The organism is Pseudophaeobacter sp. (genome assembly GCF_039971195.1).
Taxonomy (GTDB): Bacteria; Pseudomonadota; Alphaproteobacteria; order Rhodobacterales; family Rhodobacteraceae; genus Pseudophaeobacter.
In genome coordinates this window covers 1-25836 of the sequence record NZ_JBDWPJ010000047.1, presented here as the reverse complement: position 1 = coordinate 25836, position 25836 = coordinate 1, and the positions used below count along the sequence as shown (strand labels likewise).

Below are 25836 nucleotides of genomic sequence, written 5' to 3'. Positions count from 1 at the left end.
GCATCAGCATGATCTACTGAAGGCCAATTGCCTGGCGCAATCCGAAGCCCTGATGCTGGGGCGCAGCCCTGCGCAGGCACGTGCATTGGCAGAGAGTCGCGGCTATACTGGAGCCGAGCTTGACCGGATGACGGCGCATTTGACCTTCCCAGGCAATCGCCCCTCGGTGACACTGGCCTATCCAAAGCTCACTCCCTTTGTTCTAGGTCAGATCATCGCGCTCTATGAACATCGTGTCTTCACCGAAGGGGTGGTCTGGGGGATCAACTCCTTTGATCAATGGGGGGTTGAGCTGGGCAAGGAGCTCGCCGGTAATCTGCTGCCGCTTATCCAAGGCGGGCAAGATGCGCGCAAAGACAGCTCCACCCTCGGCCTGGTGGCCAAACTCTCGCCTGCCAAACCCACACCCTGATGGCGCCCGGCACTGGCGTCCCTCTTATCTGGATCTGATATCGACATGGTTTCCCGCGTTATCCCCGTTGACCCCTTTGATCTGGTTCTGTTTGGCGCCACTGGTGATCTGGCACGGCGTAAGATCCTGCCTAGCCTGTTCCATAGGTTTCAGATTGCCCAGTTCTGCCCCACCAGCCGCATCATCGGCTCATCGCGCAGCAAATTGGACCGGGCCGGATTTCAGGAATTCGTTGCCGCGGCCATCCGTGAGTTCGGTCAGGAGGGCGAGACCGGCGAGGAAGACATCGCAGCCTTTGTCGAGCTGCTGGACTACGTGCCAGTGGATGCCAAGGGCGATCTGGGCTGGAAAGAGTTAAAGACGCAACTGAGGCCAGACGTCATTCGGGTGTTCTATCTTTCGGTTGGGCCCAGCCTGTTTCCCGAGATCGCCAGCCGTCTTAGCAGCTGTGGTATTGCCACGCCGGACAGCCGGATTGTGCTGGAAAAACCCTTTGGGCACGATCTCGCTTCGGCCAAGGCTTTGAATGCGGCGCTGAGCAATCATTTCAGCGAAAGCCAGATCTACCGGATCGATCATTATCTGGGCAAAGAAACCGTGCAAAACCTGATGGCGCTGCGCTTTGCCAATTCCCTGTTTGAGCCGCTGTGGAACTCTACCCATATCGACCATGTGCAGATCACCGTTGCCGAAAGCATCGGGGTTGCAGGGCGTGGTGAGTATTATGACCGGTCTGGTGCCATGCGTGACATGGTGCAAAATCACATGATGCAGCTGCTTTGTTTGACAGCGATGGAGCCGCCCTCGCGGTTCACCCCCAATGCGGTGCGCGATGAAAAGGTCAAAGTGATCGAGGCGCTGGAGCCTGTTCTGCAGGAAAACATTGCCCGTGGCCAGTATCGTGCCAATGCTTCGACACCAGAACCAGACAGTTATCTGGACCATGCAGGCGACCCGAACAGCAGTACCGAGAGCTTTGTTGCGATGAAGGTGGAGGTTGCCAATTGGCGATGGGCAGGCACGCCGTTTTATCTGCGCACGGGCAAATGTCTGCGGGCCCGCGAAAGTGAAATTGCGGTCTATTTTCGTGATCCGCCGCATAATATTTTTGAAGGCACCAAGGGTGCGCATGGCAACGTGCTTGTGATCCGGTTGCAACCGGATGAGGGCATCACCCTGCGCACCACCATCAAGGACCCTGGTCCTGGGGGCATGCGCCTGACAGCGGCCAATTTGGATATGACCTTTGCGGATTCTCTGCCGGAAGCTGGGCGACCGCAGGATGCTTATGAGCGGCTGATCATGGATGTCATTCGTGGCAATCAGACTCTGTTCATGCGCGGGGATGAGGTCGAAGCCGCTTGGTCTTGGGCGGATCCGATCATTGCCGGCTGGAGCCAGGGCGGCGCCGCGCCGCAGGCCTATGACACTGGCAGCTCTGGCCCTGACGATTCCCTTTTGCTGATGCACCGCGACAATCGTCGTTGGCGTGGCATCGGTACCTGATTTTTCCCTCAAACCCTCTGCAGCCCCTGTTAGACACCCGAAAGGCCTCTCACATGCGTCTCCAAATAACACTCGCCGAGGTAACCGACCGGATTATTGCCCGCAGCGCCGTTACTCGGCGCGCCTATCTGGATCGCATGGGGGAAGCTGCTGGCAAGGGGCCGGCACGGGCACATCTGAGCTGCTCGGGGCAGGCCCATGCCTATGCTGCAGCAGGCGCGGATCAATCCGCGCTGGCCGAGGCCAGTACCGGCCACCTGGGCATTGTCACGGCCTACAATGACATGCTGTCTGCGCATCAGCCGTTCGAGACCTACCCGGCGCTGATCCGTGACGCGCTGCGCGCGGCAGGCGCCACGGCGCAGGTGGCAGGCGGGGTGCCGGCCATGTGTGACGGGGTTACGCAGGGAGAGGCCGGCATGGAGCTGAGCCTGTTTTCCCGCGATACCATCGCCATGGCCACGGGCATTGCGCTCAGCCACAATGTTTTTGACGCCTCTGTTTACCTCGGGGTCTGCGATAAGATCGTGCCGGGGTTGGTGATTGGCGCGCAGGCCTTTGGTCACATCCCGGCGGTTTTCCTGCCAGCGGGGCCAATGACCAGTGGTCTTGCCAATGATGAAAAGGCGCAGATCCGCCAGAAATACGCCGCCGGCGAAGTTGATCGCGCAACGCTGCTCAAGGCCGAGATGGCGGCCTATCATGGCCCCGGCACCTGTACCTTTTATGGCACCGCCAACACAAACCAGATGCTGATGGAATTCATGGGGCTGCATCTGCCCGGCTCCAGTTTTGTCAATCCCGGCACCGCCCTGCGCGAGGCGCTGACCATTGAGGGCGCTAAACGGGCGCTGTCGCTGAGTGCCCTTGGCAATAGCTATACGCCGGTCTGCCAGATCCTTGATGAAAAGACCTATGCCAATGGTATTGTTGGCCTTATGGCTACGGGTGGTTCAACCAATCTGCTGATCCATCTGATCGCCATGGCGCGGGCCGGGGGCGTCATTTTGGACTGGCAGGATTTTGCGGATCTGTCCGAGGTGGTACCTCTGCTGGCGCGGGTCTATCCAAACGGGTTGGCAGATGTGAACCATTTCCATGCTGCTGGGGGCTTGGGCTTTATGATCGGAGAGCTGCTCAACGCGGGCTTCCTGCATGGCGATACCAAAACAGTCGCAGGCGCCGGGCTGGAAAATTACTCACAAGAACCGTTCCTGTCGGAGGAGGGTGGGGTGACCTTCCGCCCTGGTCCGGAAGCCTCCCTGAACGAGGCCATCGTGCGCCCGGCGTCGCAACCGTTCCAGGCCACCGGTGGGCTCAAGCGTCTCACCGGATCGCTGGGAACTGCAGTGATCAAGGTTTCAGCAGTGGATGAAAAACACCACGTGATCGAAGCCCCGGCGCGGGTCTTTCACGATCAGGAGGACGCCAAGGCAGCTTTTAAGGCCGGAGAGCTGACCAGTGACGTGATTGTTGTGGTGCGTTTCCAAGGTCCCAAGGCCAACGGTATGCCCGAGCTGCACAGTCTGACCCCGATGCTCGCGATCCTGCAGGGGCAGGGAAAACGGGTGGCGCTGGTCACTGATGGGCGCATGTCGGGGGCGTCCGGCAAAGTGCCTGCGGCCATACATGTAGTCCCCGAGGCGCTGGATGGCGGCCCTATCTCCAAGATCCGCGATGGCGATCTAATCCGTCTGGATGCCACCACGGGGACACTGGAAATCCTCACCAAGGGGGTGCAGGAACGTGAACCAGCAACCGCGGATCTGAGCAGCTATCAACAGGGCATGGGCCGCGAGATGTTTGCCATGTTCCGCCGCACGGTGTCTTCAGCCGATACCGGTGCCTCAGTTTTTGACGCAGGTGTTCCTGACGCCGGTTAGGCCTAAATTCACAGGTTTCACTGAAAAGGCCACCGGATCTCCGGTGGCCTTTGGCTTGACATTGCCCAGGCTTTCTGGTGGCTGTTGAACCAATTCAGCATTGGTTCAACAGCGAGGCGCGAGCACAGTATGCAGGGTTTCACCACACGTCCGGAAATTCGTGGTTCCTTTGGGGTGGCGACCTCTACCCATTGGATCGCCTCTGCAGCAGGTTTTGGTATCCTGGAGCGCGGCGGAAATGCCTTTGACGCGGCCGTGGCGGCTGGATTGGTGCTGCAGGTGGTGGAGCCTCATCTGAACGGTCCTGCCGGGGACCTGCCTGCGATCTTCTATTCCGCCACCAATGGCAAGACAGAGGTTCTGGCGGCCCAGGCGCCTGCGCCCGCCGGGGCGACAATTGAACACTACCGGGCTCAGGGGCTTGAGCTGGTTCCGGGTTCAGGTCTGCTCTCGACCGTGATCCCTGGCGCTTTTGACGGCTGGATGCTGATGCTGCGCGATCACGGGTCTTTGTCCCTGGCGCAGGTGATGGAACCTGCTATCTCCTATGCCCGTGACGGCCATCCCGTATTGCCGCGCGTTGCCCATACGATCGCAGGGCTGGCGGACTACTTTGCTGCTGAATGGCCTTCCTCAGCGGCGACATGGTGTCCCGGTGGCGTAGCACCCACGCCCAATGAGAATTTCAAGAACCCTGACCTTGCCCAGACCTATCAGCGGTTGGTGGATATTGGCATGGCAAGCGGAGAGGCGCGCGAGGCCCAGATTGATGCCGCGCGCGCGGCCTGGGCAGAGGGCTTTGTGGCAGAGGCAATCGGCGGCTATCTGGACAGCGCGGAGGTGCATGACGTGTCAGAGCAAAAGAACCGCGCGGTACTGACCCGCAATGATCTGGCCGGGTGGCGAGCGGGGTATGAGGATACCCTGTCTTATGAATATCATGGCTGGACTGTGCATAAGACCCAAGCCTGGTCGCAGGGACCGGTGTTGCTGCAGAGCCTAGCAATCCTCAAGCATTTTGACCTCGCGGCTATGGATCCACTGGGGGTGGAGTTCACCCATACGGTGATCGAGGCGATGAAGCTCTCCTATGCGGATCGCGAAGCCTATTATGGCGACCCCGTCCACAGTACCGTGCCGATGGATGTGCTCTTGTCTGAAGAATACAACGCCGCGCGGGCCGGGTTGATCTCCGATCAGGCGTCGCTGCAGCAGCGTCCAGGTCGGGTGCCAGGGTTTGAACATCAGGCGGAGGCCTATATTGCCCGTGCGGCGCGTGACTTTGGCGTCACGGATGCTGCCCCGCAAGAGCCGACCATGGCGCATCTGACCGAGAAACGCGGCGATACCGTGCATCTGGATGTGATCGACCGCTGGGGCAATATGGTCTCGGCCACGCCCTCTGGCGGCTGGCTGCAATCCAACCCGGTGGTGCCGGGCCTGGGCTTTCCCCTGAACAGCCGCGCCCAGATGTTCTGGCTCGAGGAAGGCCTGCCGACCTCGCTGGCACCGGGGAGACGCCCGCGCACCACGCTCACGCCCAGCCTGGCCGAGAAAGACGGCTCACGACTGGTCTTTGGCACGCCCGGCGGAGATCAACAGGACCAATGGCAGCTCATCTGGTTCCTGCGCTTTGTGCATCACGGGCTGGACCTGCAGGCAGGGTTAGACGCGCCGCTGTTCCATTCGATGCACTTCCAAGGCAGTTTTTTCCCGCGCGCGGCGCTGCCGGGCGAGATGATGATCGAAGCGACCTATGGCGAGGAAGTGATCGCGGATCTGCGCCGACGTGGCCATATCGTTACTGTCGCCGATGATTGGACCGTCGGACGGCTGACAGCAGCCATGCGGCACGCCGATGGTGTCCTGCAGGCGGCGGCAACACCGCGGCTGATGCAGGCCTATGCGGTTGGGCGCTGAACCTGCCCCCTCCACCAGCGCAGTTGAAAAGGCAAAGGGACCGAAGCGATGTTTGAAACCGAAACACTGATCACCTTGGCGGCCGTGGCGGCAGGGTCCGGGGTCGTTGGCGGCGTGCTCGCGGGATTGCTGGGCGTTGGCGGGGGCATCGTCATTGTGCCGGCGCTCTATCTGGCGCTAACTCTCACGGGCATGGACAGTGCCCTGACCATGCAGGTGGCGGTTGGCACCTCGCTTGCCACAATCGTCTTTACCTCGCTGTCCTCGGGCTATGGCCACTACCGCAAAGGCGCCATTGATATGGCGCTGCTCAAGCTTTGGGCGCCTTCAATCCTGGTCGGGGTGGTGATTGGCGGCATTCTGGGGGGCTTTGTCTCAGGCAAGGTTCTGATTGCGGTCTTTGCCACGGTTGCTGCCCTGGTGGCGCTCGACATGATGCTGCGCAAAGGCGGGGACAGCACCGCGCCAAAGAGTTTTGCCAAACCGGTCTGGGCGGCCTTGGGTGTCGTGGCCGGGGCGATTTCAGCGATGATGGGCATTGGTGGCGGTACTGTTTGTGTGCCCCTGCTGAATTTCCTTGGCTATGACATTCGCAAGGCCGTGGGTACGTCGGCGGCGATTGGGTTTGTGATTGGGGTTCCGGGTGCGCTGATCTACATGGGAACAGGGCTTGGCGCCGAGGGGCTGCCACCCTTCTCCCTGGGCTATGTGAACCTGTTTTGTGCGGCGGTGATTATACCGCTCAGCACCACATTTGCGCGGGTTGGCGTGAAACTGGCCCATAGCATCCCCCGGCGCGCCCTGCGGCTGGCCTTTGGCCTGTTTCTGATGCTTACCTCCGCCCGCATGTTCCACGATCTGCTGGGGTTCTAGCTCTCATGTCTCGTATTGCCTCCCCCCTTGACCCTACTGGAGTCAAAGACCTGCAAGAGACGGACGAGTTTACCGAAAGACTACGGCAGGAAATCCTCGAAGGAGGCCTGCCGCGCGGTGACCGGCTGCCCCCCGAGCGGGAGATGGCACAGCGGTTTGGCATCTCCCGTGCGCGCCTGCGCCAGGCGCTCGACCGGCTCGAAGCAGAGGGCACGGTGTTTCGCCGGCGGGGTCAGGGCACCTTTGTGCAGCCGCCTCCGGCCACCGATGCGGCCCGGCTCAAAAGCCTCTCGGCGCGGGTCAGCCTGCAGGAGGTGATGGAGGTCCGGTTTGAGATCGAACCAGCCCTGGCCGGGCTGGCAGCGCAGCGCGCTGATACGCGGGCCGGTGAGGTGCTGGCCCAGGCAGCCCAGGCCACGCTGGAGGCGGCGGATCAGCAGAGCTATGATCTGGCGGACGATATTTTTCACTACAAGATCGCGGAGATGGCGCAGAACCCGCTGTTCCTCACCGTTTATGAGGCAATCCGTACGGTGCGCGCGCAGGCGAATTGGGCCGAAAAACGAGCGCAAACCTATGCGCCGGAGACAACCCGCCTATTGGCGCAGCAGCACCAGGTTTTACTTGCGGCAATTCTGAAGGGGGAAGCAGTGGCGGCCAAAGCGGCCATGAAGGCCCATTTGACTTTTGTTGCGGATGCGCTGTTGCAAAACCTGCCTGACTGAAGGTTTGATTTTGTTGCGCCAAGGGCGCGCGCACCCCCACCCTTTGTCTTTGGCCTTTGATGCAGGAGGGGCAGAGGCGCCGCCAATCCTTCGTGGAAGCGGCGGCAGGCAAGCAGCTCATACCTTCGACAATTGGTATGAAGCTGGTCTGCCTGCCTCATGGTCATAGCCGGGACTGTCCAGGCGGCTTTGCGAAGTGGTTCTTACAGGTAGTAGCTGTCGGAGTAGACGCGATGGACCAGTTGGTCGCGCTTCAATCCGCGTTCTTCCAATTCGGCATCGCTCAGCGCCATCAGTTTGTTCAGGGTCTGATAGCGGCTGTTGGATTCTGCCAGTTTGATCAGGCCATTGCCCAGGGCCACAAAGGGTTTTGCCAGCAGGCTCAGGATATTCAGGGTAGTCGGGGTGTAGTGAACAGTATGTGCCATTTGAGGTGGCTCCTAAAAATGTTTTGTCTCCCTTGGGTCAATAGTTATGCCCTGTTTTCGCCTCTCACCAGACCCTGCTCTGGCATAGCCGCTATGCGTTTGGTGTTAGAGGGATTTTTGCCTAAAAATCAGACGAACCCATGGCCATCCCGCTGGAATTGGTGCGTTGTGAAAAACACTTGAGGGTCAATTGGGTTCGATCAGCTGCAGCAACTGATCGCTGCGCTGTTCGGTGAGTTCTGTCTTGCAGATCAGAATCATCAAGGGTTCAAAACTGCCGCCGCGAAACTGAAATCCTTCGGCGGCGCAGGCGGCATCGCGGTAGGAAATCCAGGCGCGTTGGGCCTGTAGCAGCGCTTTGCTCGCTCCTTTGAGGTCATCGGGCAGATCCTGATCCAACTGTTTCATGCTGCGCTGAGCGGCCTTATAGGCGGCGTTCAACGCGGCATCGGCGCGTTCGTAGTCCTGTGCCGCGCAGCTGCGCATCGCATGGGTGGTCTGCGGGTCGCTGCAGTCGGCGCTGGCGAGATTGGGCAAGAGGGCCAAGGTCAGACCGGTCAGCAGAGCTACAAAGGATGCGTTCGGCACTATACTTATCTCCAAGAAACAGTCCAAATAACTTTGGGCCCAGCTGGCCATCACAGGGAGGGCGGGTCAAGTGGTTGTGGCACTTATAGTTTGAGGGTGATGCGTAGGCCCGGGATACTATCTTCACCTTGACCCGCTGGCACAGAGGGTGTTGTATCGCCGAACTACGAGAAAATTTATTGGTTTTTCCCGCTTGCGATATTTCAATGCCTGGTCAAGTTGGTCGATATGAGTGAAATGAATTGTCCCAATTGCGGTGACCGCGTCAGCCCCGCAATCAAAAGTATTAAGATGATTACGTGTAACTCCTGCGCGACAACCCTGCTTTTGGAAGACGAGGGGCTGCGTCAGGCGGGCGAGCAGGGCATTTTGCATGAAGTGCCGATGATCTGCAAAGTCGGAGACACCCTCCGCATTGGCAGAGGGCAGTATCAGATCCTGGGCCATGCCCGGTTTTCCTATGGCCGCGGCACTTGGGATGAATTCTGGGCGCTGGACAAATCGCGCGAACCAGTCTGGATTTCCGTCGACGAAGGCGACCTGATCTTGCAGCGCCCGCTGCCGTCTGCCTCTTGGCCGGAGTATCGCGGGTCTCTGCGTCTGGGACGGACGCTAAGATACAAGAACGAGAGTTTCCGGGTGGATGAAGATGGAACCGGCACCTGTGTTGGGGTTAAAGGAAGCTTTGGTCACCCGCTGAAAGTGGGAGAGACCTATCGCTTTCTCAATCTGCAGGGTGAAAATGGAACTGTGCTGTCGGCCGAGATCGACGGTAAGGACTATGAGTGGTTCATCGGCTCCTGGGTTGACCCCTTTGAGGTCGAGGTGAAAACCACATGAGCCTGAACCCGGACTTGAAGACGATCAATTGTACCGCCTGCGGGGCTGGTTTGGATGTGCTTGGCGGTGGCCGCGTCACCACCCATATCTGCGCCTATTGCGGCACCGCACTGGATGCGCTGGACGGCTACAAGGCGCTGGTGAAATTTGACCGTCTGGACCGCCCGCAGACACCTTTCAAAATTGGCATGAAGGGGGAAATCCTTGGCGTTGAATACACCGTCATTGGTTTGCTGGAACATAAGGAGCGCCATTGGCGCTGGGTGGACCATCAGGTGTTTTCGCCGACGCATGGCTATGCATTCCTGACCCTGGAAGACGGCCATCTCACCTTCTCGCGCCGCTTTCGCAAACCTGTGGCCTGGTTGTCGAAAACCATTGTCAATCGCGCTGAGAAGCGCCCGCAGGTGCGGGCTGGACGGGAGGTGTTCAAATATTACGAGACCTCCGCCAGCGAAGTGAGTTTTGCCGAAGGTGAATTCACCTGGGCGCCGCGCAAGGGTAAAAAGACCCATACAGTTACAGCAATGTCCGAAGCGGCGATGCTGTCGTTCTCCAGCACCGCGCGGGAGCGGGAGATCTACCATACGGTCTATGTGGATCAGGCAGAGGTCGCGCGGAGTTTTGGGCTGACAGAGCCGCTAAAAGCCAAAGGGACCCATGCGCTCCAGGTGCAGAAATCAGGCGCCAATGATGGTTTTTTGGCCAAGGCCGGTCTTGCCTGCATGGCAGTTTGCGTGGTTTTGGGCATCTTCATGTTCCTGCAAAACGGCGAGCGTTTGCCAACACAACAGCGGTTCGGTGTTTCACAATTGCCGGTGACCATTCCCTTTGAGGTGACCCAGACCGGGCGCTTGGCGCGCATTGAGCTGCAGGGAAACGGCCGCAACAGCTGGAGCTTTTTGTCGGTGGAGCTGGAAGACCCGGAAGGCGAGGTCTTGTTTGAAACTGGCCGCACGCTTGAGTATTATAGCGGGCGCGACAACGAGGGCAGCTGGAGCGAAGGCAACAACTGGGCGCATCTGGCCTTCTTCCCGCCGATGGCGGGCAAATATAGTCTGACCTTGGACATGGAAGAAGGTGATCTATGGTCGGGGGCGGGCAGCAGCTCTCCTAGGCGCATGTCAAAAATGGATGTGCATATCCGTACTGGCGTTTCCAGCAGCTTTTGGCTGAACCTGCTTGCCCTGGTCTTTGGCTGCATTGGTGGCTTGCCTCTGCTGCGCCGCTTCCTGCACAAGCGGGCGCGGTGGCGTGGCAGTGACTGGGTAGAAGAGGACGACGATTGAGATGATGATGTTTCGCCTGGTCTTTGTTCTGATCGCGGGCTCTGCCATCGCAGGAACGACCTATTTTTCTTATCTGGGCCATGGCGGCGCCAGCAGTGATGTGGATCGATCTATCCGTGCCGTCAGCGCCGGGCGGTTCGTGAATGGACGTATTAAATAGAGAGGATTCTCATGCAGTATCTTGCCGCAATTCAACTGGCTGAGATGATCAGCACCATTATCTACACCGTTTTGGGCATGGCCCTGATGGCAGGTGTTTGGAAGGTCATCGACTGGTTGACGCCCTTTCCGATCATGAAAGAGATCGAGCAGGATCAGAACATGGCTCTGGCCGTTTTGATCGGCATGTTGTTTGTCTCTATCTCAATCATCATCGCAGCCGTCATTGTCTCCTGAACCAGAGGTGACATCCAAGGGGGCAGGCGCGCCAACGGCGGCGCCTGTTACAGGTTCAGAGTTGCGCCTGCGTGAGACCTGGCTTTTGGCGGCAACCTTTTTGGTGGCCGTGGCCGGCCTCATCTATGAGCTGATCGCGGCGACCCTGTCGAGCTACCTGCTGGGGGATTCCATCCGGCAGTTTTCCTATGTCATTGGCATCTTTTTGTCCTCCATGGGTCTGGGTGCCTGGCTGTCGCGCTTTGTAGGGCGGGCCATGTCCGGCTTTGTCTGGGCGCAGATCCTGCTGGGCATCGCCGGGGGCTTTATGGCGCCGGCCGTGTTTTTGTCCTTTGCATGGATGGAGAGTGTTACCCTACCGCTGTACGGGCTATTGATCACAGTCGGCCTGCTGTCCGGGATGGAGATCCCGCTGATCGCACGGGTGTTGAAGGAAATCGGCGCCCCTGAGTTTCGCTTTGAGAATGTGCTGAGCGTTGACTACATTGGCGCACTGGTGGCCTCTTTGGCCTTTCCCTTGCTGATCATTCCGCATCTGGGGTTGATGAGCGGCAGCCTGGCCTTTGGGGCGCTGAACCTGGTGGTGGCGGGGTTGTCGCTGTGGATCTTCCGTCGCGAAACCAGTCGGCAGCAGGTGGCGGTCTGGGCCATTGCCTTTGGTCTCACACTGGTTGGGTTGGTTCAGTCAGAACGATTGGTGTCGGTCACCGAAGCCAACCTGTTTGAGGATGACATTATCCTGAGCGAAGCGACACCCTACCAGCAGATCACCGTCACCCGGTATCGTGACCGGATCCGGTTGTTTCTCGACTATTCGATCCAGTTCGACAGTCTGGATGAGTACCGCTACCACGAAAGCCTGGTGCATCCGGCGATGGCACATGCGGCGCGACGCAAATCGGTTCTGATCCTTGGCGGTGGCGACGGCATGGCTGTGCGTGAGGTTCTGCGCTGGGGGGAGGTGGAGCAGGTCACCCTTGTTGATCTGGACCCCCGGGTGACCGCGCTATTCCGAGATCACAAGGAGCTGGCACAGCTAAATGGCGGGTCCCTGTCGGATCCGCATGTTGAGATCCATAATGCGGATGCCTGGCGGTTTATTGAGGGCAGCTCAGGGGTCTTTGATGTGATCATCATCGACTTGCCGGATCCAAAGAACCTGGCCCTCTCCAAACTCTATAGCCGCCAGTTCTACGGCGCCCTGGTCGAACGCCTGAGTGCCCATGGGGTTATGGTGACGCAGGCCGGGTCGCCTCTGTTTGCACGCGAAGCCTTTTGGTCGATCAGCGCCACTTTGGAGGCCAGCCGCAACCCGCAGTCTCCCGGCGAGGGGCTGATCACGCGGCCCTATCACGCTTATCTGCCCAGTTTTGGCGATTGGGGCTTTGTTCTGGCAAGCCCGCGCAAGCTTTCATCGGGGCCGTTGATCTTGCCTGAGGCGCTGGCGGCAGAGCTCAGGTATCTCTCCCCGGATGTCTGGCAGGCAGCGCAGGTCTTTGATCGGCAAAGCGGACCGATACCGGTTGAGGTCAACTCGCTGCAATCGCATGCGCTGGTGGGGTACTATCTAGATGGTTGGGCGCAGTGGTTCGAATGAAACACTTAGACACCTGCCAAGGCCGGGATGCAAAACCCTGGCCTTGGCAAGATCTGGTATGGCTCTAGGCTGAGCCGGTCGCGAGATAGGCGCGGGCCTGTGGCAGCAAAAAGGGCACTTCGGCGGGCGGTGTGGTGTTTACCGGGATCGGGCAGCCGTAGGTGCGTGCCAGGGTGGCATCTGTCAGCACCGCGCACGGGTTGCCAGTGGCGGCCACCTGACCTGCCTCCATCAAGGTCACCTGATCGGCAAACATGGCGGTGAGGTTGAGGTCATGCATCACTGCAACCACGCCGCCGCCGCGCGCTGCATAGCTGCGTGCCAGATCCATCACCGTGAACTGATGGCCAATGTCGAGGCTTGCAACAGGCTCGTCCAGGATCAGCCAACGCGGCGCGCCCTCCACGACGGGCTTCCAGACCTGGGTGATGACCCGCGCCAGCTGCACCCTCTGTTGCTCCCCGCCTGAAAGGTCCTGATACATTCGTCCCGCAAATCCACCAAGGCCGACAGCCTCCAGGGCCTGCAACGGCACGGTGCTGTCTGCGGCAGACAGGCCAGCCCTGAGGCCAAGTCGGACTATTTCGAGCACCGTGAAAGGAAAGGCGATGGAGCTGCTTTGCGGCTGCACGGCTCGCAGCGCGGCCAGCTCCCAGGGCTGCATATCTGCCACATCGGCGCCGTTCAGGCGCACCTGCCCTTGGTGGCGGACTTCTCCGGTCATGGCGCGCAGCAGGGTTGTCTTGCCCGACCCATTTGGCCCGACGATGGCAGTGACCTGACCTGCCTGGGCAGTGAAATTCACCCCGTGCAGCACCTCCTTGCGCCCGAGACTGACACTGATGTTACGGGCTTCCAATGTGGTGATCATAGTCCCAGATCCCCCCGGCGTCTTAAAAGGATCCACAAAAACACCGGTGCGCCCAGAATGGCCGTGATGATGCCGATGGGCAGCTCTGCCGGGGCAACGATAACCCGCGAGATCATATCCGCTGCCAGCAACAAGGAGGCACCCAGCAGTGCCGCATTGGGCAACAGGCTGTGATGATCCGGGCCGGTGGCCAGACGCAGCAGATGCGGCACCACGATGCCGATAAAACCAATGCCGCCGGAAACAGCAACAGCAGCCCCGGTGGCGCCGGCAACAGAAAGGATGGCGGTGTTCTTTACCCGCTGCACCGGAATGCCGATATGGCCTGCGGCTGCTTCACCCAGAGCCATGCCGTTCAGACCGCGCGCCAGAAAGGGGGCGGCGGCCAGGGCCAGACCGATGATGGGAAGGGCAGCCAGAACCTTGGTCCAGGTCGCTCCGGCCAGCGAACCCATGCCCCAGAAGGTGAGGGCCCGCAGCTGGTTGTCATCGCTGTAGTAGACCAAGACACCCGAGGCGGCCCCGGCCAGTGCACCCAGGGCAATACCTGCCAGAAGCATGGTGGCAACCGAGGTATGGCCGCCTCGCGTCGAGACACGATAAAGCAACAGGGTTGATCCCCAACCACCAAAGAAGGCGGCAACAGGAACGATCCAGGAGCCGAGGACTTGTTGCACCGCAAGTGGCAGCATGCCGCCAAGAACAATGGCGGTGATGGCGGCAAGGCCGGCGCCGGCACTGACACCAACAATGCCGGGATCCGCCAGCGGGTTGCGGAACAATCCCTGCATTACAGCACCAGAAACGGCAAGCGAGGCCCCAACCAAAATACCCATGCACAGCCGTGGCAGGCGGATATCCAAGAGCACCACCCGGTCCATCGTGGACAGCTCACGCCCGGCCAACAGATCCGACAGCGCGTTCCACAGCGAGGCACCAGAGGCTCCGGTTGTGAGCGACAGGCTTGAAACAACAAGCAAAAGCACGATCAGCACAAGGGTAAGCCGCCGCGCCCGAATCCTGCGGTCTTCCACCGGCGCAGGCTCCGCTGTGGGATCCGCGCCGGAGGCATTTGTGGAAAGGGCGCTCACTCGGTGGCTCCATAGAGGGCCTGTGACAGGTCTTTGACTGCGCTGGCTGCACGCGGGCCAAATTGCAAAAGCAAGGCACCATCCATGCGGATCAACTGACCATTTTGTGCGGCTGGGGTCAGCTTCAAGGCAGGCAGGGTCTGCAGGGTTTCCAGGGTCAACCCGTGATCGCCGCCCCGGTCCATGGCCAGGATCACATCAGGGGCGGCAGCGGCGATGGCTTCGTCGCTCATTTGTTTGTAATTGGAGAACTCGGTAATGGCATTCACCGCCCCTGCCATGGTGATGATTCCATCAGCGCCTGTATCCTGGCCGGCCGCAGTGATGCGCCCCCCCGTTGTGGACAGGATAAACAGAACCCTTTTGGGGCTATCGCCGGCAACCTTATTGGCCAGCGCTTGGGCTGCAACCAGATCTGCGCTGACCGTTTCTATCAACCTAGCTGCGGCGTCTTCCTGTCCCAGGGCCTTGCCGACGATTTCGATTTTGCTGATCACCCCTTCAGCGGAATACACTTCGGGCACCTCTACATAGTCGACATTTGCCTGTTTCAAGACCTCCAGAGTCTCGGGCGGGCCGGCGCCTTCGATGGCAAGGATCAGGTCGGGGCCGACCGAGAGCACGCCCTCCGGTGACAGCGCCCGCGCATAGCCAACATTGGGCAGATCTACGACACTGGCAGGGAAATTGGAGGTGGTGTCGCGCGCGACCAGACGGTTTTCCTGGTTCAGTGCATAGACAATCTCGGTCACTGCCCCGCCGATGGAGACAATCTGCTTGGCTTCGTCGGCCTGTGCGATTTGGGCGGGAAAGAGAGCAAACAGGGCCAGGCTCAGCCCGGATTTAAGGGTGTTGGAGAAAGTGGAAGTCAGGGTCATACTGCGGCCTCGGTTGTCTGGCTGGAGCTGTTGTCATCTGTTGCGTCGGAAAGTGATGGCAGGGCGGCAACGATCTCGCCCCATTGCGGGCGGAAATCCCGATCACCTTCGCGGCGACCAAAGACCTGCAGGATAACCCGGCCCTCTGCGTCAAAGGCCTCGACCGAGATGGCCTCGCCCCGCTTGGTGGGTTTGTTCACCGTCCAGACTTCGGCGATATGGTCCAGCCGCAGATGCAGGTCAAAACCGGGATCGAGGATGTTTTGCCAGGGCCCCATGCTTCGCAGGTTTTGCACAGGGCCGGAATGGATTTGGATGCAACCGGGATTGCCAACAAAGATCATCACCTCGATGCCCTGATCGCGCACGGCATGTAGCATTGCATCCACCGCTTTGGTTTCGAGCGCCCGGGCCAGTGGTTCACCAGCGATGCGGTAGGCACCCAAACGGTTCATTTTCAGCTTTGAGGTCAGCTGACGGAACTGGTGGGTATCCGTCATCTTGGCCCATTCACTGCGCAGCTGTTCGGCCTTTTGCGGATCACCTTTGGCGGCTTCGGGGGTTTCACGCGGGGAAACCTCGATCTGGCCGCTTTGCTCGGGCAAGGCAAGTTCCTGCACCAGGGCGTTCCAGGCATCGAGATCGGAACCGGCGCGCAGGTGCACCTTGTGGACGGCGTCACCTGCCGCATCAAAGAACTGCAGCGAGCGGCGAATTCCGGCATCCGAGCTGCGCTCTACTGCAAAGGCAAAGGTGAAGTGGCGCGGAAAGAGCCGCAGATCGATTTCAGCGTTGAGCACCATGGCGGCATGTTTGCCGGGGTGGAAGTCGCTATAGGTGCCGACCTTTTCGATCACGCAGGACTCGTTGCGGGTCAGCGCCATGACCTCTCCCAGACTGGCCAGACTTGGGAAGATCTGATCAATATCGGCGCTGATCCGGGTGACGCCGAGACCGACATAGGCCGCAACAAGATGGGCCTCGGTGATGTCAAACTGGCTGGCAAAATCACGATCGCGCAGTTTCGGATTATCGTCACGCCTTTGGCGAATGGTCTGAGGATCGAGCGGGGCAGTCAGGCTCATGGAGGGCCCTTTCACTGTTGCATGGTGTCGCGAGAAAGGGCTGGCTCCGGGCCTTTTGCATCTGGTGCAGAGCGGAAGGCCGGGCTGGCAGCTGCGGTTTTGCAGCGCTGAATTTATGTTGACTGTTTTTATCACCTTTATTATCAGGCTCAAGTGGAAATCAACGATTCCACCAGAAACAACAAGACTACCGCGCCAGCCCCTTCTGCAAGCTTCGGTTCAAGACCAAAGATGCAAAGGGACATGTGATGGGGAAATTTCGGCTGACGCAGCATTTGCTGGGGACCGTTTCGGTACTGGGGCTGACGCTTGGATCAGGCGCTATGGCGCAGGATCTGAATGAAGATCTGGGTGATGATCTGGCACTGGAGCTACAGGGCGAAGAGTTCCTGGGCACGGTTGAACTGGGTCAGGGCAAGCGTGAAGTGCAGGTTGACACCGCGACACCGTTGACGGTGATCAATCAGGAAGAAATCGATGACCGGCAGGCGGCGACCATTGCGCAGCTGGTCGATTCTGTGCCGGGGGTGACCCTGGTCAACGGCTCCACGCCGCAGTCCTCGGGCATTTCGATCCGGGGCTTTGGCGCGGATGCCACCTATGGGGCTAACCCGCGGGTGTTGATCATGGTCGACGGTGCCACCACCGGCGGTGAAGAAATATACCGCATCGGCAACCAGCTGTTCACCGACCCGTCGCTCTACAAGGAAGTCTCGGTTATTCGCGGGACTGTGGGCAGTTTTGAATATGGTTCAGGTGTCGTAGGCGGCGTGGTCAAACTGGAGACCAAAGATGCCTCTGATTTTACCGGCGGCGAGATCGGCACCCGGTTCCGCCAGACCTTAGAGGCGCAGTCCAACGGCTTGGGCTGGGCGTCTTCCTCCATTCTGGCCTTCCAGCCAACTGAAAATGTCGAGTTCTTGCTGAACTACACGGTGCGTGACAATGACACCTATGATGATGGCGAAGGCAACAATACTGGCGGCACGGATTTCCGCGACTATTCCTACCTCGCCAAGGGGCGTTTCACTTTTGGTGACAACCGCGAGCATCAGCTCAGCGCATGGTACAACGTCACCCATTCCAATGAGAATGATGTGCCCTATGATCTGCTGGGCGCCTCGGGGGGCGGCGGTTTCTATTTTGGTAACGTGGACCGGATTGTTGACAGCCGAACGGCGGGTCTTCGCTATCAATATGATCAGGCAGGCAATGATCTGATCCATTTTGATGCCACCCTGACCTATGCAGAGCAGGACATCGACAGCACCTATATTCCTGGCAGCTGTGCTGGCTTCCCCGGCTGTGATGCCTCTGTGTCTGATCTTTTGAATGCGGATCACAACTATAAGACCACCAAGCTGACGCTAAAGAACACCAGCTATTTTGACACCGGTGTTGCCTCGCATAATCTGCGTCTTGGTATCGAGTTCGTGAACCGGGAACGTCTGGATGCGGCTTCTGCCCCTGGGGGGACGGACCGTCGGATCGCCCTGTTTGCGGTTGATGATATCCAGATTGGTGAGCATTTCACCCTGACACCAGCACTGCGCTATGAAACTCAGGACGTGAAAGGGACAGATATTGTCTCTCCAGGCGCAACCGATCCCTACAATGGGCAGTTCAGCAATGACGCATTGATGGGTGGCTTGTCGGCGCGCTATGAATTTGACAGCGGCGTGGCAGTTTTTGCCAGCGCGGCCTATACCGAAGTCTTCCCCATCATCGACCGTTTGGACAAGGATCGTTCTGTTTGGGTGCCCGAACTGGGGACCACCTATGAGGCGGGTTTCTCCTTCCGCCGTCAGAATCTGATTTCCAGTGGCGATCAGCTGGCGCTCAAAGTGAGCTACTATGACACCAGCCTCCGCGACGTTCGTGTGGCCGGGGATGTGCTGACAGAAATCGACACCAATGGTCTCGAGATCGAAGCCTCCTATGGCCATGACAGTGGGTTTTATGTCGATCTGAATGGCACCACTGCCAATGGCAAACAGACTCGGCCAGGTGGTGCGGTTTCTGATTACATCTTTGCGCCTGTTGCCTCGGCGGCGCTCACAGTGGGCAAACGCTTCAACGAGAGCCTTGATCTCAGCTGGGAGCTGGTGGCTGCCGAGGGCACCAATGCTGTCAATGGCAGTGGACCAATCAGTGGCTATGGGGTCAACAATCTGCGGGCCACTTACCGGCCACAAAATGGGGCCTTGAAGGGAGCAGAAATCAGGTTTGGTGTCGAAAACATCTTTGACAAACAATACCAAACCCAGCTTTCAACCCGTGCTGCGGCGGGGCGTAACTTCAAGCTGACGCTTGCAAAAACCTTCTGATCCATCAAAACCGCGAGGACACCAATGGGACATCTGGCTCACCTATCTTCGACACTGGCCCTCACCTGTTGTGCAGCGCTGGGCAGTGCCGCATCTGCACAAGAGACCACCCCTGCCAAAGCCTCGGGGCTCTCAATCGAGCTGAGTGCCGCCGAGGATGTGGGAGAGGCCTGCAAGCTTTCCTTTGTCGTGACCAATACCCACGACAGTACGATTGAGCAGGTGGTCTATGAAACCGTGTTGTTTGACACGGCGGGCCAGGTGTCTCGGTTGACCCTATTGGATTTTCAAGATCTTCCTGCCGGGCGCCTGCGTGTGCGGCAGTTTCAATTCCCGCAGGCCTGTTCTGATATCAGCCGGGTTCTGATCAATGGGGCGCAGACTTGCTCTGTTGCGACCGGAGAAGACGGGCTTTGCGCTCAGGGGCTGACCCTAAACAGCCGCACAAAGATGGAGCTTTTGGGATGATGTTTCTCCAAGAGGCCATTCTTGGCGTGCTGGATCTTGGCGGTCCCGTTGTTTTGCTGCTGTTGTGTGTATCGGTGCTAACGGCTGCACTGGTGCTCTACAAACTGTGGCAATACCAGGCGGCACGGGTGGGGCGCCACCGGCAGCTCGCAGCAGCTGTCGCCGCCTGGGACCTTGGCGAAGGGGACCGGGCCTTGGCAGCCTTGGCGGAAAGCCGGTCCTATCTGGGGCCGGTTCTGCAACTGGCCCTGACCTCATCGGCAACTCAGGAACTGTCCGAGCGAGTCGATGCCGAGGCCGAAGCGCGGTTTGCGCAGTTGGAGCGCGGCCTTGGCGCCTTGGACATGGTGGCGCAACTGGCGCCTTTGATGGGGCTGTTTGGCACCGTGATTGGCATGATCGAAGCCTTTCAAAAGTTGCAATCCGCCGGCTCTTCGGTGGATCCATCGCTGCTGGCCGGCGGCATCTGGGTGGCGCTGCTGACCACAGCCGCTGGGCTGGCGGTGGCGATGCCAACCTCGTTGGTGTTGAGCTGGCTGACCGCACGAATGCAACGGGAACGGATCTTTGCAAATCGGGCGCTCAGAGTGGTCTTTGCCCCGCAAAAAGCAACTGTGGCCTCGCCCACAACCGGAAACTTGGCGCATGCCGGTTAAGCTCGCTGGTCCCAAACGCAGCCGCATGTCGATGACTTCGCTCATTGATGTGATCTTTCTTTTGTTGTTGTTCTTTATGCTGACCTCGACCTTCTCCAAATATGGCGAGGTTGAGCTGATGGCAGCAGGGCAAGCGGAGGGGGTTGAAGAGCGGCAAAAGCTGTTTGTCTCTCTGGGGGCAGACAGTCTGGAACTGAACGGTCAGCCGGTTGATCTGACCCGTATCGCGGGTCTGATACGAAGCCAGCCCCAAGACGGCTCTGGGCATCTGGTTTTGATCAGCCCCAAAGAAGAAGCCTCGTCGCAGCAGTTGGTTGATCTTTTGGCGGTGCTGCGTTCGGTCGAAAATCTGCAGACCGTGGTGCTGAGTTGATGCAGCTAAAACCCCTTGCTCAGGCCCCCAAGGAGCCGACAATCGCGCTGATCAATATCGTTTTCCTGATGCTGATCTTCTTTATGATTGCAGGCACATTGGCGCCACCCATCGACAAGGATCTAACCCTGGTCAAGACCACCGATCTGGAGGGGCGGGAGCCGCCGGACACGCTGGTTGTCCACGCCGACGGGCGGCTGTCGTTGCGGGGGAAACCGGTGGCGGATGCCGCGGGCTATCTGTTTGGCCTGCCTGCTGAGGCGCGTGAGGTGGTGAAGATCGTGCCGGATCAGGCGCTGCCCGCAAAGGATCTGGTGCGCCTCGGCAATGCGCTGCGGGCGGCAGGTGCAGGGCGTGTGGTTTTGATCTCCGAAAGGGCCTTGTGAGGATGGAGGCTATGCACAAAGCGCCTGTTCTGGAGGTGCCGCAGTCTCATTTGGCTGCAGTCTTGGCCTTGTTGCTGGCCTTTGGCCTGCACGCGGTATTTGCCTATCGGGATCAGGGTGATCCTGTTCAGCAGGCCGGTGGCAATACCGCCCTCGCCTCGCAGGGCAGTAGTTTTGCCAATATGGCGGCCGGGGTCGAAACCCCGGAACAGGTGGATGTGCAAAAGCCGATGGTCGAAACGGCCCAAACTCCCAAGTTAGAGCCTATTATACCGCAAAAGAACCAGCCCAGCCTGCCACCTCAGGCTATCCGCCCGCCACAAACTGAACCGCTGTCTCCGACCTCACAGATAGAGCCGGTTGCCGGTGGTGTACCGCTGCTAGCAGCAGTGCAGGAGGCCGCACAGGCTGTGCCGCCCGAGGATCTGTCTGTGGTTGCCCCAGCAGCCGTTCCTGCCCCGTCAGAAGTAAAGGAGCCCGTATTAGAGACGATTTCCAGCGCTGAAGTGCCGCTGGACCCAGTCCAGTCCGAGGCTGCTGAGGCGGCAACCACGCAGTTGCAACCGCCTGAACCGCAAAGCCCAGCAGTGACCCAGTCTTTGCGCCCGATACAGCGGCCTACGCTGACAAAGCCAGAGCCTTCCCGCGCTGAGCCAACGCAGCCCACCACTCCCTCCAGTATCACCCCCAGGCCCAACCCTGCGCCGCCCCTCAAGCCCACCGCGCAGGCGCAGCCCCGTGGTAACGGCGAGGTTAATGCAACCCGTGGTGCGGCAGGCGCCACCGGTCAGCAGCCAGGGGGGCAGGCCACCACTGCCGGAGGCACTGCCAAGGTGCAGGGCAATGCGGCAGTGAACAATTACCCCGGTCAGGTGATGCGGCGGATTCAGCGGGCAAAGCGGCGGTCAAATGTGCGCGGCGTTGCCATTGTGCGCTTTTCCATTGCCGCCAGCGGTGGTCTGGCTGGGGCTAGCTTGGCCCGCAGTTCTGGTTCTGCCAAGCTGGACGGAATTGCCCTGGCGCAGGTGCGCCGCGCCGCGCCTTTTCCACCGCCGCCACCTGGCGCGCGGACCAGTTTTACCGTTCGGATCAAAGGGAATTGATTGGCTGTCAGGGGGCATGTGAAATTTGATCAAATTCTTGCAACTGCCCCGGTTGCTGGGGTAGACAGCAGCAAGGATTGATCAACCGGGTGCAAGGCCCCTCAGAAGGAGAGATGCCGATGACCCCGCTGGCTGGCCTCAAAGTTGTTGAATTGGCGCGTATTCTTGCCGGTCCCTGGATTGGCCAGTCGCTGGCGGATCTGGGCGCAAGCGTCACCAAGGTCGAAAGCCCGGAAGGCGATGATACCCGGCGCTGGGGCCCTCCCTTCATTGAGCGCGGCGAGGACAAGACCGCCGCTTACTATTATGCCGCCAACCGTGGCAAGGATTGTCTGGTGGCGGATTTTCGCACCGATGAGGGCCGGGCGGCAGTGCTGGAGCTGGTGCGCGACGCTGATGTCCTGATCGAGAACTTCAAAGTCGGCGGGCTGGCCAAATATGGGCTTGACTATGACAGCCTGAAGGCGGTGAATCCGCGGCTGATCTATTGCTCGGTGACTGGGTTTGGTCAGGATGGTCCCTATGCCAAACGGGCTGGCTATGACTTCCTACTGCAGGGCATGTCGGGCCTGATGTCGATCACCGGCGATCCCGCAGGCCAGCCGCAAAAGGTCGGGGTGGCGATCACGGATGTGGTCACCGGGCTTTATGGCACCATTGGTATTCTGGCCGCAGTCGAGCAGCGTCACAGAACTGGGCGGGGGCAACATATCGATATGTCCTTGCTGGACTGTGCCACGGCTGTGCTGGCCAATCAGGCGATGAACTACCTGGCGACCGGCGACAGCCCGACACGATTGGGCAACGAACATCCCAATATCGCGCCTTATCAGGTCATGGCGGTGCAGGACGGTCATATCATCTTGGCGGTGGGCAACGACGGTCAGTTTCAGCGACTTTGCGATGTGTTGGGGCTGGCTGGGGTCAAGGCGGATGCACGCTTTGCCTCGAACCAATCGCGGGTCGCTAACCGGCAGGCGCTCACAACCCTGCTGGAGGCCGTGGTGGCGGGCTGGACACAGGCTGATCTGTTGCAGGCGCTAGAGGCGGCGACGGTACCTGCCGGCCCGATCAATACGGTTGGCCAGGCCTTTGATGATCCGCAGATCCAGCATCGCGGGATGCAGATCTCACCGGAAGGTATCCCAGGAGTGCGCGGCCCCTGGAGGTTCTCGGATGCGGAGCTGTCATTGGAGAAATCCGCTCCCAAACTGTCACGGCAGTGCTGATCAGAGAACAGTCTGCAGGCGACTCCGATGTCGGGAATGGCTTAGCGGTCTGGGCTGCGCGCGTTAAGCTTGCATAAAAATCGCGTAGCTGCTGTTCCCAAAGGGCGCAGTGGTCGCGAGGCCTAAAACAGAAAGTGTCTTGGATGACCTGTGCCTATGACTTGATTGACAACACCTGGATCGACCTGCCAGACGGGCGCCGCCTTGCGGCCCGCATGTGGCTGCCACAGGTGGAGAGCCCGGTTCCGGCCATCCTCGAATATCTGCCCTATCGCAAAGGCGACGGAACCGCACCGCGCGATGAGACCACGCATAGGGTTTTTGCCAGCGAGGGCTATGCCTGCATCCGCGTTGATATTGCCGGAACCGGGGACAGCGAGGGCGTCTTTGATGATGAATACTCTGAACAGGAATTGAGCGATGGCGAGGCGGTTCTCGCCTGGATCGCGGCGCAGGACTGGTGCGATGGTAATATCGGCATGATCGGGATCTCCTGGGGCGGCTTCAATGGGTTGCAGCTGGCCTTTCGCCAGCCCGAGGCGCTGAAGGCGGTGGTCTCGGTGGCCTCGACCACGGATCGCTATGCTGATGACATTCACTATATGGGCGGTTGCCTGCTCAGCGATAATGCCAATTGGGGCAGCCAGATGTTTGCCTATCAGTCGCGCCCTGCAGATCCGGAAAATCGCGCCGATTGGCGGCAGGACTGGATCAAGCGCATGGCAGAAATGCCCTTTATGGCCGCAGACTGGCTGCGCCATCAGACCCGCGATGGCCAGTGGCAACATGGCTCGGTCTGCGAGAATTGGTCTGCGATCCAAGCCCCGGTGCTTGCAATCACCGGCTGGGCCGATGCCTATGTCAATGCTCCGGCCCGGATCGCGGCAAATCTTCATGTACCGGGCAAGGCCTTGATTGGCCCCTGGGAGCACCGCTATGCCCATATCGCCAAGCTTGATCCGGCGGATTTTCATGGCGAGGTGCTGACCTGGTTTGACCAATATCTGCGCGGCGAAGACAGCGGAGCGACGCAGCTGCCGGACTATCGCACCTATATGCAAGAACATTTCAACCCGACGATGCAGAACAAACCCCGCCAGGGGCGCTGGGTGGCCGAGGCGCAATGGCCCTCGCCGAATGTGCAGGATCGGGTGATGTTTCTGGGGCCACAGGGGCTGCTGGATGCCGCCGGTACCGGAGAGCGACCTGTCAGCAACCCGGCAACCCTGGGTGCGGCTGGCGGGTATTTCTGCGCCGGGATGCGGTTTGAAAATGAACTGCCGGGTGATCAGGCTGCTGATGACGCGCTGGCGACCTGTTTTGACACAACGCCCTTGGCGCAGCCTTTGGAGATCATGGGCCGTCCTCGGCTGCGAGTGGCCTTTAGCGTCGACAGGCCCGTGGCGCAGCTGGTGGCGCGGCTGTGCGATGTCTCGCCTGAAGGGGTGTCGCAGCGGATCACCTTCCGGCCTTTGAACCTCACTCATCGCGACAGCCACGAAGCCCCGGAAATGCTGGTGCCGGGACAGCGTTACGAGGCTGAAATTGAGCTGAATGAATGCGCCCATCACCTGCGGGCAGGGCATCGCTTGCGGTTGGCGCTGTCGACCTCTTATTGGCCCATCGTCTGGCCTGCACCTGAGGCCGCCGAGGTTACCTTGCATCTGGAGGGCTGCGCCCTGGTGCTGCCGGAACGGCGTGTGGCGAAAGAGATTGCGCCGCAAAACCCCGGGGCACCGCGGGACTACCCAACCCTGCAGACGGAGGTCTTGCGGGAAGCAAGCGGCACGTCAGAGACCAGGATTCGCCCAGATGGTACGCTGGTGCTGGATACCTTTGATGACTACGGCAAGGAGGTGGACCCTTATCATGGGATGACCGTGGGCAGCCATGTCTCCATGCATTACGCAATCCACCCGGATGATCCGGCCACGGCGACCTTTGCCAGTGATTGGAACTTCACCTTCCAGCGCGGTGATTGGCAGGTTGAGATCGATACTGAAAACAAGATGACCTGTGATGCCAAAGATTTTCACCTATGGCGTCGGGTGACGGCCCGCGAAGGAGAGGGTGGGGCAAAGGTGCTTGTGAAGGAATGGCGCGAGAGCATCCCGCGCGGGTTCCTCTAGGTGCGATCAGGTCAGGCACCTGTCGCCTGACCTCGCGCTGCCTGGCTGTGGGCTTGAAACTGTGCCTTAAAAATCCAAACCCAGGTCCAGGGTCTGCGCCGAATGGGTTAAGGCGCCAGAGGAGATATAGTCGACACCGGTGGCCGCGACCTCGGCAATACGTTCCAGTTTCATATTGCCTGAGGCTTCGGTGACCACCTGCTCCTTGGCCATTTCCACAGCCCGGCTGAGATCGGAGGTGCTCATATTGTCGAGCAACACAACATCAGCGCCACCGGTCGACAGAACCTCCTCCAGCTGTGCCAGGGTGTCCACCTCGATCTCCACCTTCATCATATGGCAGACGCTGGTTTTGGCGGCGTTTAGCACCTGGGCAATACCACCAGCGGCAGCAATGTGGTTGTCCTTGATCAGGATGGCATCCGAGAGGCCAAAGCGATGGTTGGAACCGCCGCCGTGGAGTACCGCCTGTTTCTCTACCATACGAAGGCCAGGCGTGGTTTTGCGGGTGCAGGTGATGCGGGTCTGGGTGCCCTTGGTTTCGGCCACAAAACCTGCGGTGAGGCTGGCAATGCCCGACAGGCGCCCGGCAAAGTTCAGCGCCACTCTTTCGCCGGAGAGGATTGCCGCTGCAGACCCTTCTATGGTCATCAGGGTGTCGCCGGGGGCGCAGGGGGCACCGTCCTGATGCAGGGTGACCAGCTCCAGCTTGGGATCCACCAGATGGAAGGCAATGCGGGCGATCTGCTTGCCCGAGACAACACCTGCCTCGCGGGCATTCAG

25 protein-coding genes and 1 pseudogene are annotated in these 25836 nt (G+C 59.7%); 19 read left to right on the top strand and 7 right to left on the bottom strand.

The window, feature by feature from the left end; genetic code table 11:
- The 6 genes and pseudogenes from ABJP42_RS04220 to ABJP42_RS04195 form a co-directional block, all read left to right on the top strand.
- A pseudogene (locus tag ABJP42_RS04220) lies at positions 1 to 412 on the top strand (glucose-6-phosphate isomerase); the annotation flags it as partial.
- Positions 413 to 457: 45 nt separating this feature from the next.
- Positions 458 to 1918, top strand: coding sequence for a glucose-6-phosphate dehydrogenase (zwf, locus tag ABJP42_RS04215; protein ID WP_348338629.1), 1461 nt, complete (start codon positions 458 to 460; stop codon positions 1916 to 1918).
- A 53-nt stretch (positions 1919 to 1971) separates the two neighbouring features.
- Positions 1972 to 3801, top strand: coding sequence for a phosphogluconate dehydratase (gene edd / locus ABJP42_RS04210; RefSeq protein WP_348338628.1), 1830 nt, complete (start codon positions 1972 to 1974; stop codon positions 3799 to 3801).
- Between the two features lie 129 nt (positions 3802 to 3930).
- Complete coding sequence (locus ABJP42_RS04205; RefSeq protein ID WP_348338627.1) at positions 3931 to 5721, top strand: gamma-glutamyltransferase family protein; 1791 nt, start codon at positions 3931 to 3933, stop codon at positions 5719 to 5721.
- Positions 5722 to 5769: 48 nt separating this feature from the next.
- Positions 5770 to 6594 carry a sulfite exporter TauE/SafE family protein gene (locus ABJP42_RS04200; RefSeq protein ID WP_348338626.1) on the top strand — a complete coding sequence of 275 codons (825 nt, stop codon included), beginning with the start codon at positions 5770 to 5772 and terminating at the stop codon, positions 6592 to 6594.
- 5 nt (positions 6595 to 6599) lie between these two features.
- Positions 6600 to 7319, top strand: coding sequence for a FadR/GntR family transcriptional regulator (locus ABJP42_RS04195; RefSeq protein WP_348338625.1), 720 nt, complete (start codon positions 6600 to 6602; stop codon positions 7317 to 7319).
- 203 nt (positions 7320 to 7522) lie between these two features.
- On the opposite strand, the gene ABJP42_RS04190 is transcribed toward ABJP42_RS04195, so the two are convergent.
- Positions 7523 to 7747, bottom strand: a complete 225-nt coding sequence (locus ABJP42_RS04190) for a hypothetical protein (RefSeq protein ID WP_348338624.1) — start codon at positions 7745 to 7747, stop codon at positions 7523 to 7525.
- 186 nt (positions 7748 to 7933) lie between these two features.
- The gene (locus tag ABJP42_RS04185; protein WP_348338623.1) at positions 7934 to 8335 is read right to left on the bottom strand and encodes a lysozyme inhibitor LprI family protein; all 402 of its coding nucleotides are present in this window, start codon (positions 8333 to 8335) and stop codon (positions 7934 to 7936) included.
- A gap of 228 nt (positions 8336 to 8563) precedes the next feature.
- Between ABJP42_RS04185 and ABJP42_RS04180 the strand changes: the two genes are divergently transcribed.
- Genes ABJP42_RS04180 through ABJP42_RS04160 form a run of 5 tightly spaced genes read left to right on the top strand, consistent with a single transcriptional unit; the run spans position 8564 to position 12457 of the window.
- Positions 8564 to 9175, top strand: coding sequence for a DUF4178 domain-containing protein (locus tag ABJP42_RS04180; RefSeq protein WP_348338622.1), 612 nt, complete (start codon positions 8564 to 8566; stop codon positions 9173 to 9175).
- Positions 9172 to 10464, top strand: coding sequence for a DUF4178 domain-containing protein (locus ABJP42_RS04175; RefSeq protein WP_348338621.1), 1293 nt, complete (start codon positions 9172 to 9174; stop codon positions 10462 to 10464). The genes ABJP42_RS04180 and ABJP42_RS04175 overlap by 4 nt, the downstream gene beginning before the upstream one ends.
- 1 nt (position 10465) lies before the next feature.
- Positions 10466 to 10624 (top strand): hypothetical protein, encoded by a 159-nt coding sequence (locus ABJP42_RS04170; protein WP_348338620.1) that lies wholly within the window; start codon positions 10466 to 10468, stop codon positions 10622 to 10624.
- A gap of 11 nt (positions 10625 to 10635) precedes the next feature.
- Positions 10636 to 10860 carry a DUF350 domain-containing protein gene (locus tag ABJP42_RS04165; protein ID WP_348338619.1) on the top strand — a complete coding sequence of 75 codons (225 nt, stop codon included), beginning with the start codon at positions 10636 to 10638 and terminating at the stop codon, positions 10858 to 10860.
- A 7-nt stretch (positions 10861 to 10867) separates the two neighbouring features.
- Entirely contained in the window at positions 10868 to 12457 is a 1590-nt protein-coding gene (locus tag ABJP42_RS04160) for a polyamine aminopropyltransferase (protein ID WP_348338618.1), read from the top strand.
- Positions 12458 to 12521: 64 nt separating this feature from the next.
- Here the strand turns inward: ABJP42_RS04160 and ABJP42_RS04155 are convergent, their stop codons facing one another.
- Genes ABJP42_RS04155 through ABJP42_RS04140 form a run of 4 tightly spaced genes read right to left on the bottom strand, consistent with a single transcriptional unit; the run spans position 12522 to position 16382 of the window.
- Entirely contained in the window at positions 12522 to 13328 is an 807-nt protein-coding gene (locus tag ABJP42_RS04155) for a heme ABC transporter ATP-binding protein (RefSeq protein ID WP_348338617.1), read from the bottom strand.
- Positions 13325 to 14419 carry a FecCD family ABC transporter permease gene (locus ABJP42_RS04150; protein ID WP_490363181.1) on the bottom strand — a complete coding sequence of 365 codons (1095 nt, stop codon included), beginning with the start codon at positions 14417 to 14419 and terminating at the stop codon, positions 13325 to 13327. The genes ABJP42_RS04155 and ABJP42_RS04150 overlap by 4 nt, the downstream gene beginning before the upstream one ends.
- On the bottom strand, positions 14416 to 15297 hold the full coding sequence (locus ABJP42_RS04145) for a heme/hemin ABC transporter substrate-binding protein (RefSeq protein WP_348338616.1): 882 nt from the start codon (positions 15295 to 15297) through the stop codon (positions 14416 to 14418). The genes ABJP42_RS04150 and ABJP42_RS04145 overlap by 4 nt, the downstream gene beginning before the upstream one ends.
- Positions 15294 to 16382 (bottom strand): hemin-degrading factor, encoded by a 1089-nt coding sequence (locus ABJP42_RS04140; RefSeq protein ID WP_348338615.1) that lies wholly within the window; start codon positions 16380 to 16382, stop codon positions 15294 to 15296. The genes ABJP42_RS04145 and ABJP42_RS04140 overlap by 4 nt, the downstream gene beginning before the upstream one ends.
- A gap of 248 nt (positions 16383 to 16630) precedes the next feature.
- Between ABJP42_RS04140 and ABJP42_RS04135 the strand changes: the two genes are divergently transcribed.
- The 8 genes from ABJP42_RS04135 (at position 16631) to ABJP42_RS04100 (ending at position 25053) form a co-directional block, all read left to right on the top strand.
- Positions 16631 to 18709: a TonB-dependent receptor domain-containing protein gene (locus tag ABJP42_RS04135; protein WP_348338614.1), complete on the top strand. Its 2079-nt coding sequence runs from the start codon at positions 16631 to 16633 to the stop codon at positions 18707 to 18709.
- Between the two features lie 24 nt (positions 18710 to 18733).
- The gene (locus ABJP42_RS04130) at positions 18734 to 19177 is read left to right on the top strand and encodes a hypothetical protein (RefSeq protein ID WP_348338613.1); all 444 of its coding nucleotides are present in this window, start codon (positions 18734 to 18736) and stop codon (positions 19175 to 19177) included.
- On the top strand, positions 19174 to 19833 hold the full coding sequence (locus ABJP42_RS04125) for a MotA/TolQ/ExbB proton channel family protein (protein WP_348338612.1): 660 nt from the start codon (positions 19174 to 19176) through the stop codon (positions 19831 to 19833). The genes ABJP42_RS04130 and ABJP42_RS04125 overlap by 4 nt, the downstream gene beginning before the upstream one ends.
- A complete protein-coding gene (locus ABJP42_RS04120; RefSeq protein WP_348338611.1) occupies positions 19823 to 20206 on the top strand; it encodes an ExbD/TolR family protein in 384 nt (127 codons plus the stop codon). Before ABJP42_RS04125 ends, ABJP42_RS04120 begins: the two co-directional genes overlap by 11 nt.
- The gene (locus tag ABJP42_RS04115) at positions 20206 to 20592 is read left to right on the top strand and encodes an ExbD/TolR family protein (RefSeq protein WP_348338610.1); all 387 of its coding nucleotides are present in this window, start codon (positions 20206 to 20208) and stop codon (positions 20590 to 20592) included. The genes ABJP42_RS04120 and ABJP42_RS04115 overlap by 1 nt, the downstream gene beginning before the upstream one ends.
- A gap of 11 nt (positions 20593 to 20603) precedes the next feature.
- On the top strand, positions 20604 to 21695 hold the full coding sequence (locus tag ABJP42_RS04110) for an energy transducer TonB family protein (protein ID WP_348338609.1): 1092 nt from the start codon (positions 20604 to 20606) through the stop codon (positions 21693 to 21695).
- Between the two features lie 119 nt (positions 21696 to 21814).
- Positions 21815 to 22924 carry a CaiB/BaiF CoA transferase family protein gene (locus tag ABJP42_RS04105; protein WP_348338608.1) on the top strand — a complete coding sequence of 370 codons (1110 nt, stop codon included), beginning with the start codon at positions 21815 to 21817 and terminating at the stop codon, positions 22922 to 22924.
- Positions 22925 to 23067: 143 nt separating this feature from the next.
- Positions 23068 to 25053: a CocE/NonD family hydrolase gene (locus tag ABJP42_RS04100; RefSeq protein ID WP_348338607.1), complete on the top strand. Its 1986-nt coding sequence runs from the start codon at positions 23068 to 23070 to the stop codon at positions 25051 to 25053.
- 66 nt (positions 25054 to 25119) lie between these two features.
- Here ABJP42_RS04100 and nadC read toward each other — a convergent pair.
- Positions 25120 to 25836 (bottom strand): carboxylating nicotinate-nucleotide diphosphorylase (gene nadC / locus ABJP42_RS04095; RefSeq protein WP_348338606.1); only part of this gene is annotated, 717 nt, incomplete at its 5' end.

Coding starts and splice junctions, on each gene's coding strand:
- zwf (WP_348338629.1), top strand. CDS start 458: ATGGTTTCCCGCGTTATCCCCGTTGACCCCTTTGATCTGGTTCTGTTT.
- edd (WP_348338628.1), top strand. CDS start 1,972: ATGCGTCTCCAAATAACACTCGCCGAGGTAACCGACCGGATTATTGCC.
- ABJP42_RS04205 (WP_348338627.1), top strand. CDS start 3,931: ATGCAGGGTTTCACCACACGTCCGGAAATTCGTGGTTCCTTTGGGGTG.
- ABJP42_RS04200 (WP_348338626.1), top strand. CDS start 5,770: ATGTTTGAAACCGAAACACTGATCACCTTGGCGGCCGTGGCGGCAGGG.
- ABJP42_RS04195 (WP_348338625.1), top strand. CDS start 6,600: ATGTCTCGTATTGCCTCCCCCCTTGACCCTACTGGAGTCAAAGACCTG.
- ABJP42_RS04190 (WP_348338624.1), bottom strand. CDS start 7,747: ATGGCACATACTGTTCACTACACCCCGACTACCCTGAATATCCTGAGC.
- ABJP42_RS04180 (WP_348338622.1), top strand. CDS start 8,564: ATGAGTGAAATGAATTGTCCCAATTGCGGTGACCGCGTCAGCCCCGCA.
- ABJP42_RS04175 (WP_348338621.1), top strand. CDS start 9,172: ATGAGCCTGAACCCGGACTTGAAGACGATCAATTGTACCGCCTGCGGG.
- ABJP42_RS04170 (WP_348338620.1), top strand. CDS start 10,466: ATGATGATGTTTCGCCTGGTCTTTGTTCTGATCGCGGGCTCTGCCATC.
- ABJP42_RS04165 (WP_348338619.1), top strand. CDS start 10,636: ATGCAGTATCTTGCCGCAATTCAACTGGCTGAGATGATCAGCACCATT.
- ABJP42_RS04155 (WP_348338617.1), bottom strand. CDS start 13,328: ATGATCACCACATTGGAAGCCCGTAACATCAGTGTCAGTCTCGGGCGC.
- ABJP42_RS04145 (WP_348338616.1), bottom strand. CDS start 15,297: ATGACCCTGACTTCCACTTTCTCCAACACCCTTAAATCCGGGCTGAGC.
- ABJP42_RS04140 (WP_348338615.1), bottom strand. CDS start 16,382: ATGAGCCTGACTGCCCCGCTCGATCCTCAGACCATTCGCCAAAGGCGT.
- ABJP42_RS04135 (WP_348338614.1), top strand. CDS start 16,631: ATGGGGAAATTTCGGCTGACGCAGCATTTGCTGGGGACCGTTTCGGTA.
- ABJP42_RS04130 (WP_348338613.1), top strand. CDS start 18,734: ATGGGACATCTGGCTCACCTATCTTCGACACTGGCCCTCACCTGTTGT.
- ABJP42_RS04125 (WP_348338612.1), top strand. CDS start 19,174: ATGATGTTTCTCCAAGAGGCCATTCTTGGCGTGCTGGATCTTGGCGGT.
- ABJP42_RS04120 (WP_348338611.1), top strand. CDS start 19,823: ATGCCGGTTAAGCTCGCTGGTCCCAAACGCAGCCGCATGTCGATGACT.
- ABJP42_RS04115 (WP_348338610.1), top strand. CDS start 20,206: ATGCAGCTAAAACCCCTTGCTCAGGCCCCCAAGGAGCCGACAATCGCG.
- ABJP42_RS04110 (WP_348338609.1), top strand. CDS start 20,604: ATGCACAAAGCGCCTGTTCTGGAGGTGCCGCAGTCTCATTTGGCTGCA.
- ABJP42_RS04105 (WP_348338608.1), top strand. CDS start 21,815: ATGACCCCGCTGGCTGGCCTCAAAGTTGTTGAATTGGCGCGTATTCTT.
- ABJP42_RS04100 (WP_348338607.1), top strand. CDS start 23,068: ATGACCTGTGCCTATGACTTGATTGACAACACCTGGATCGACCTGCCA.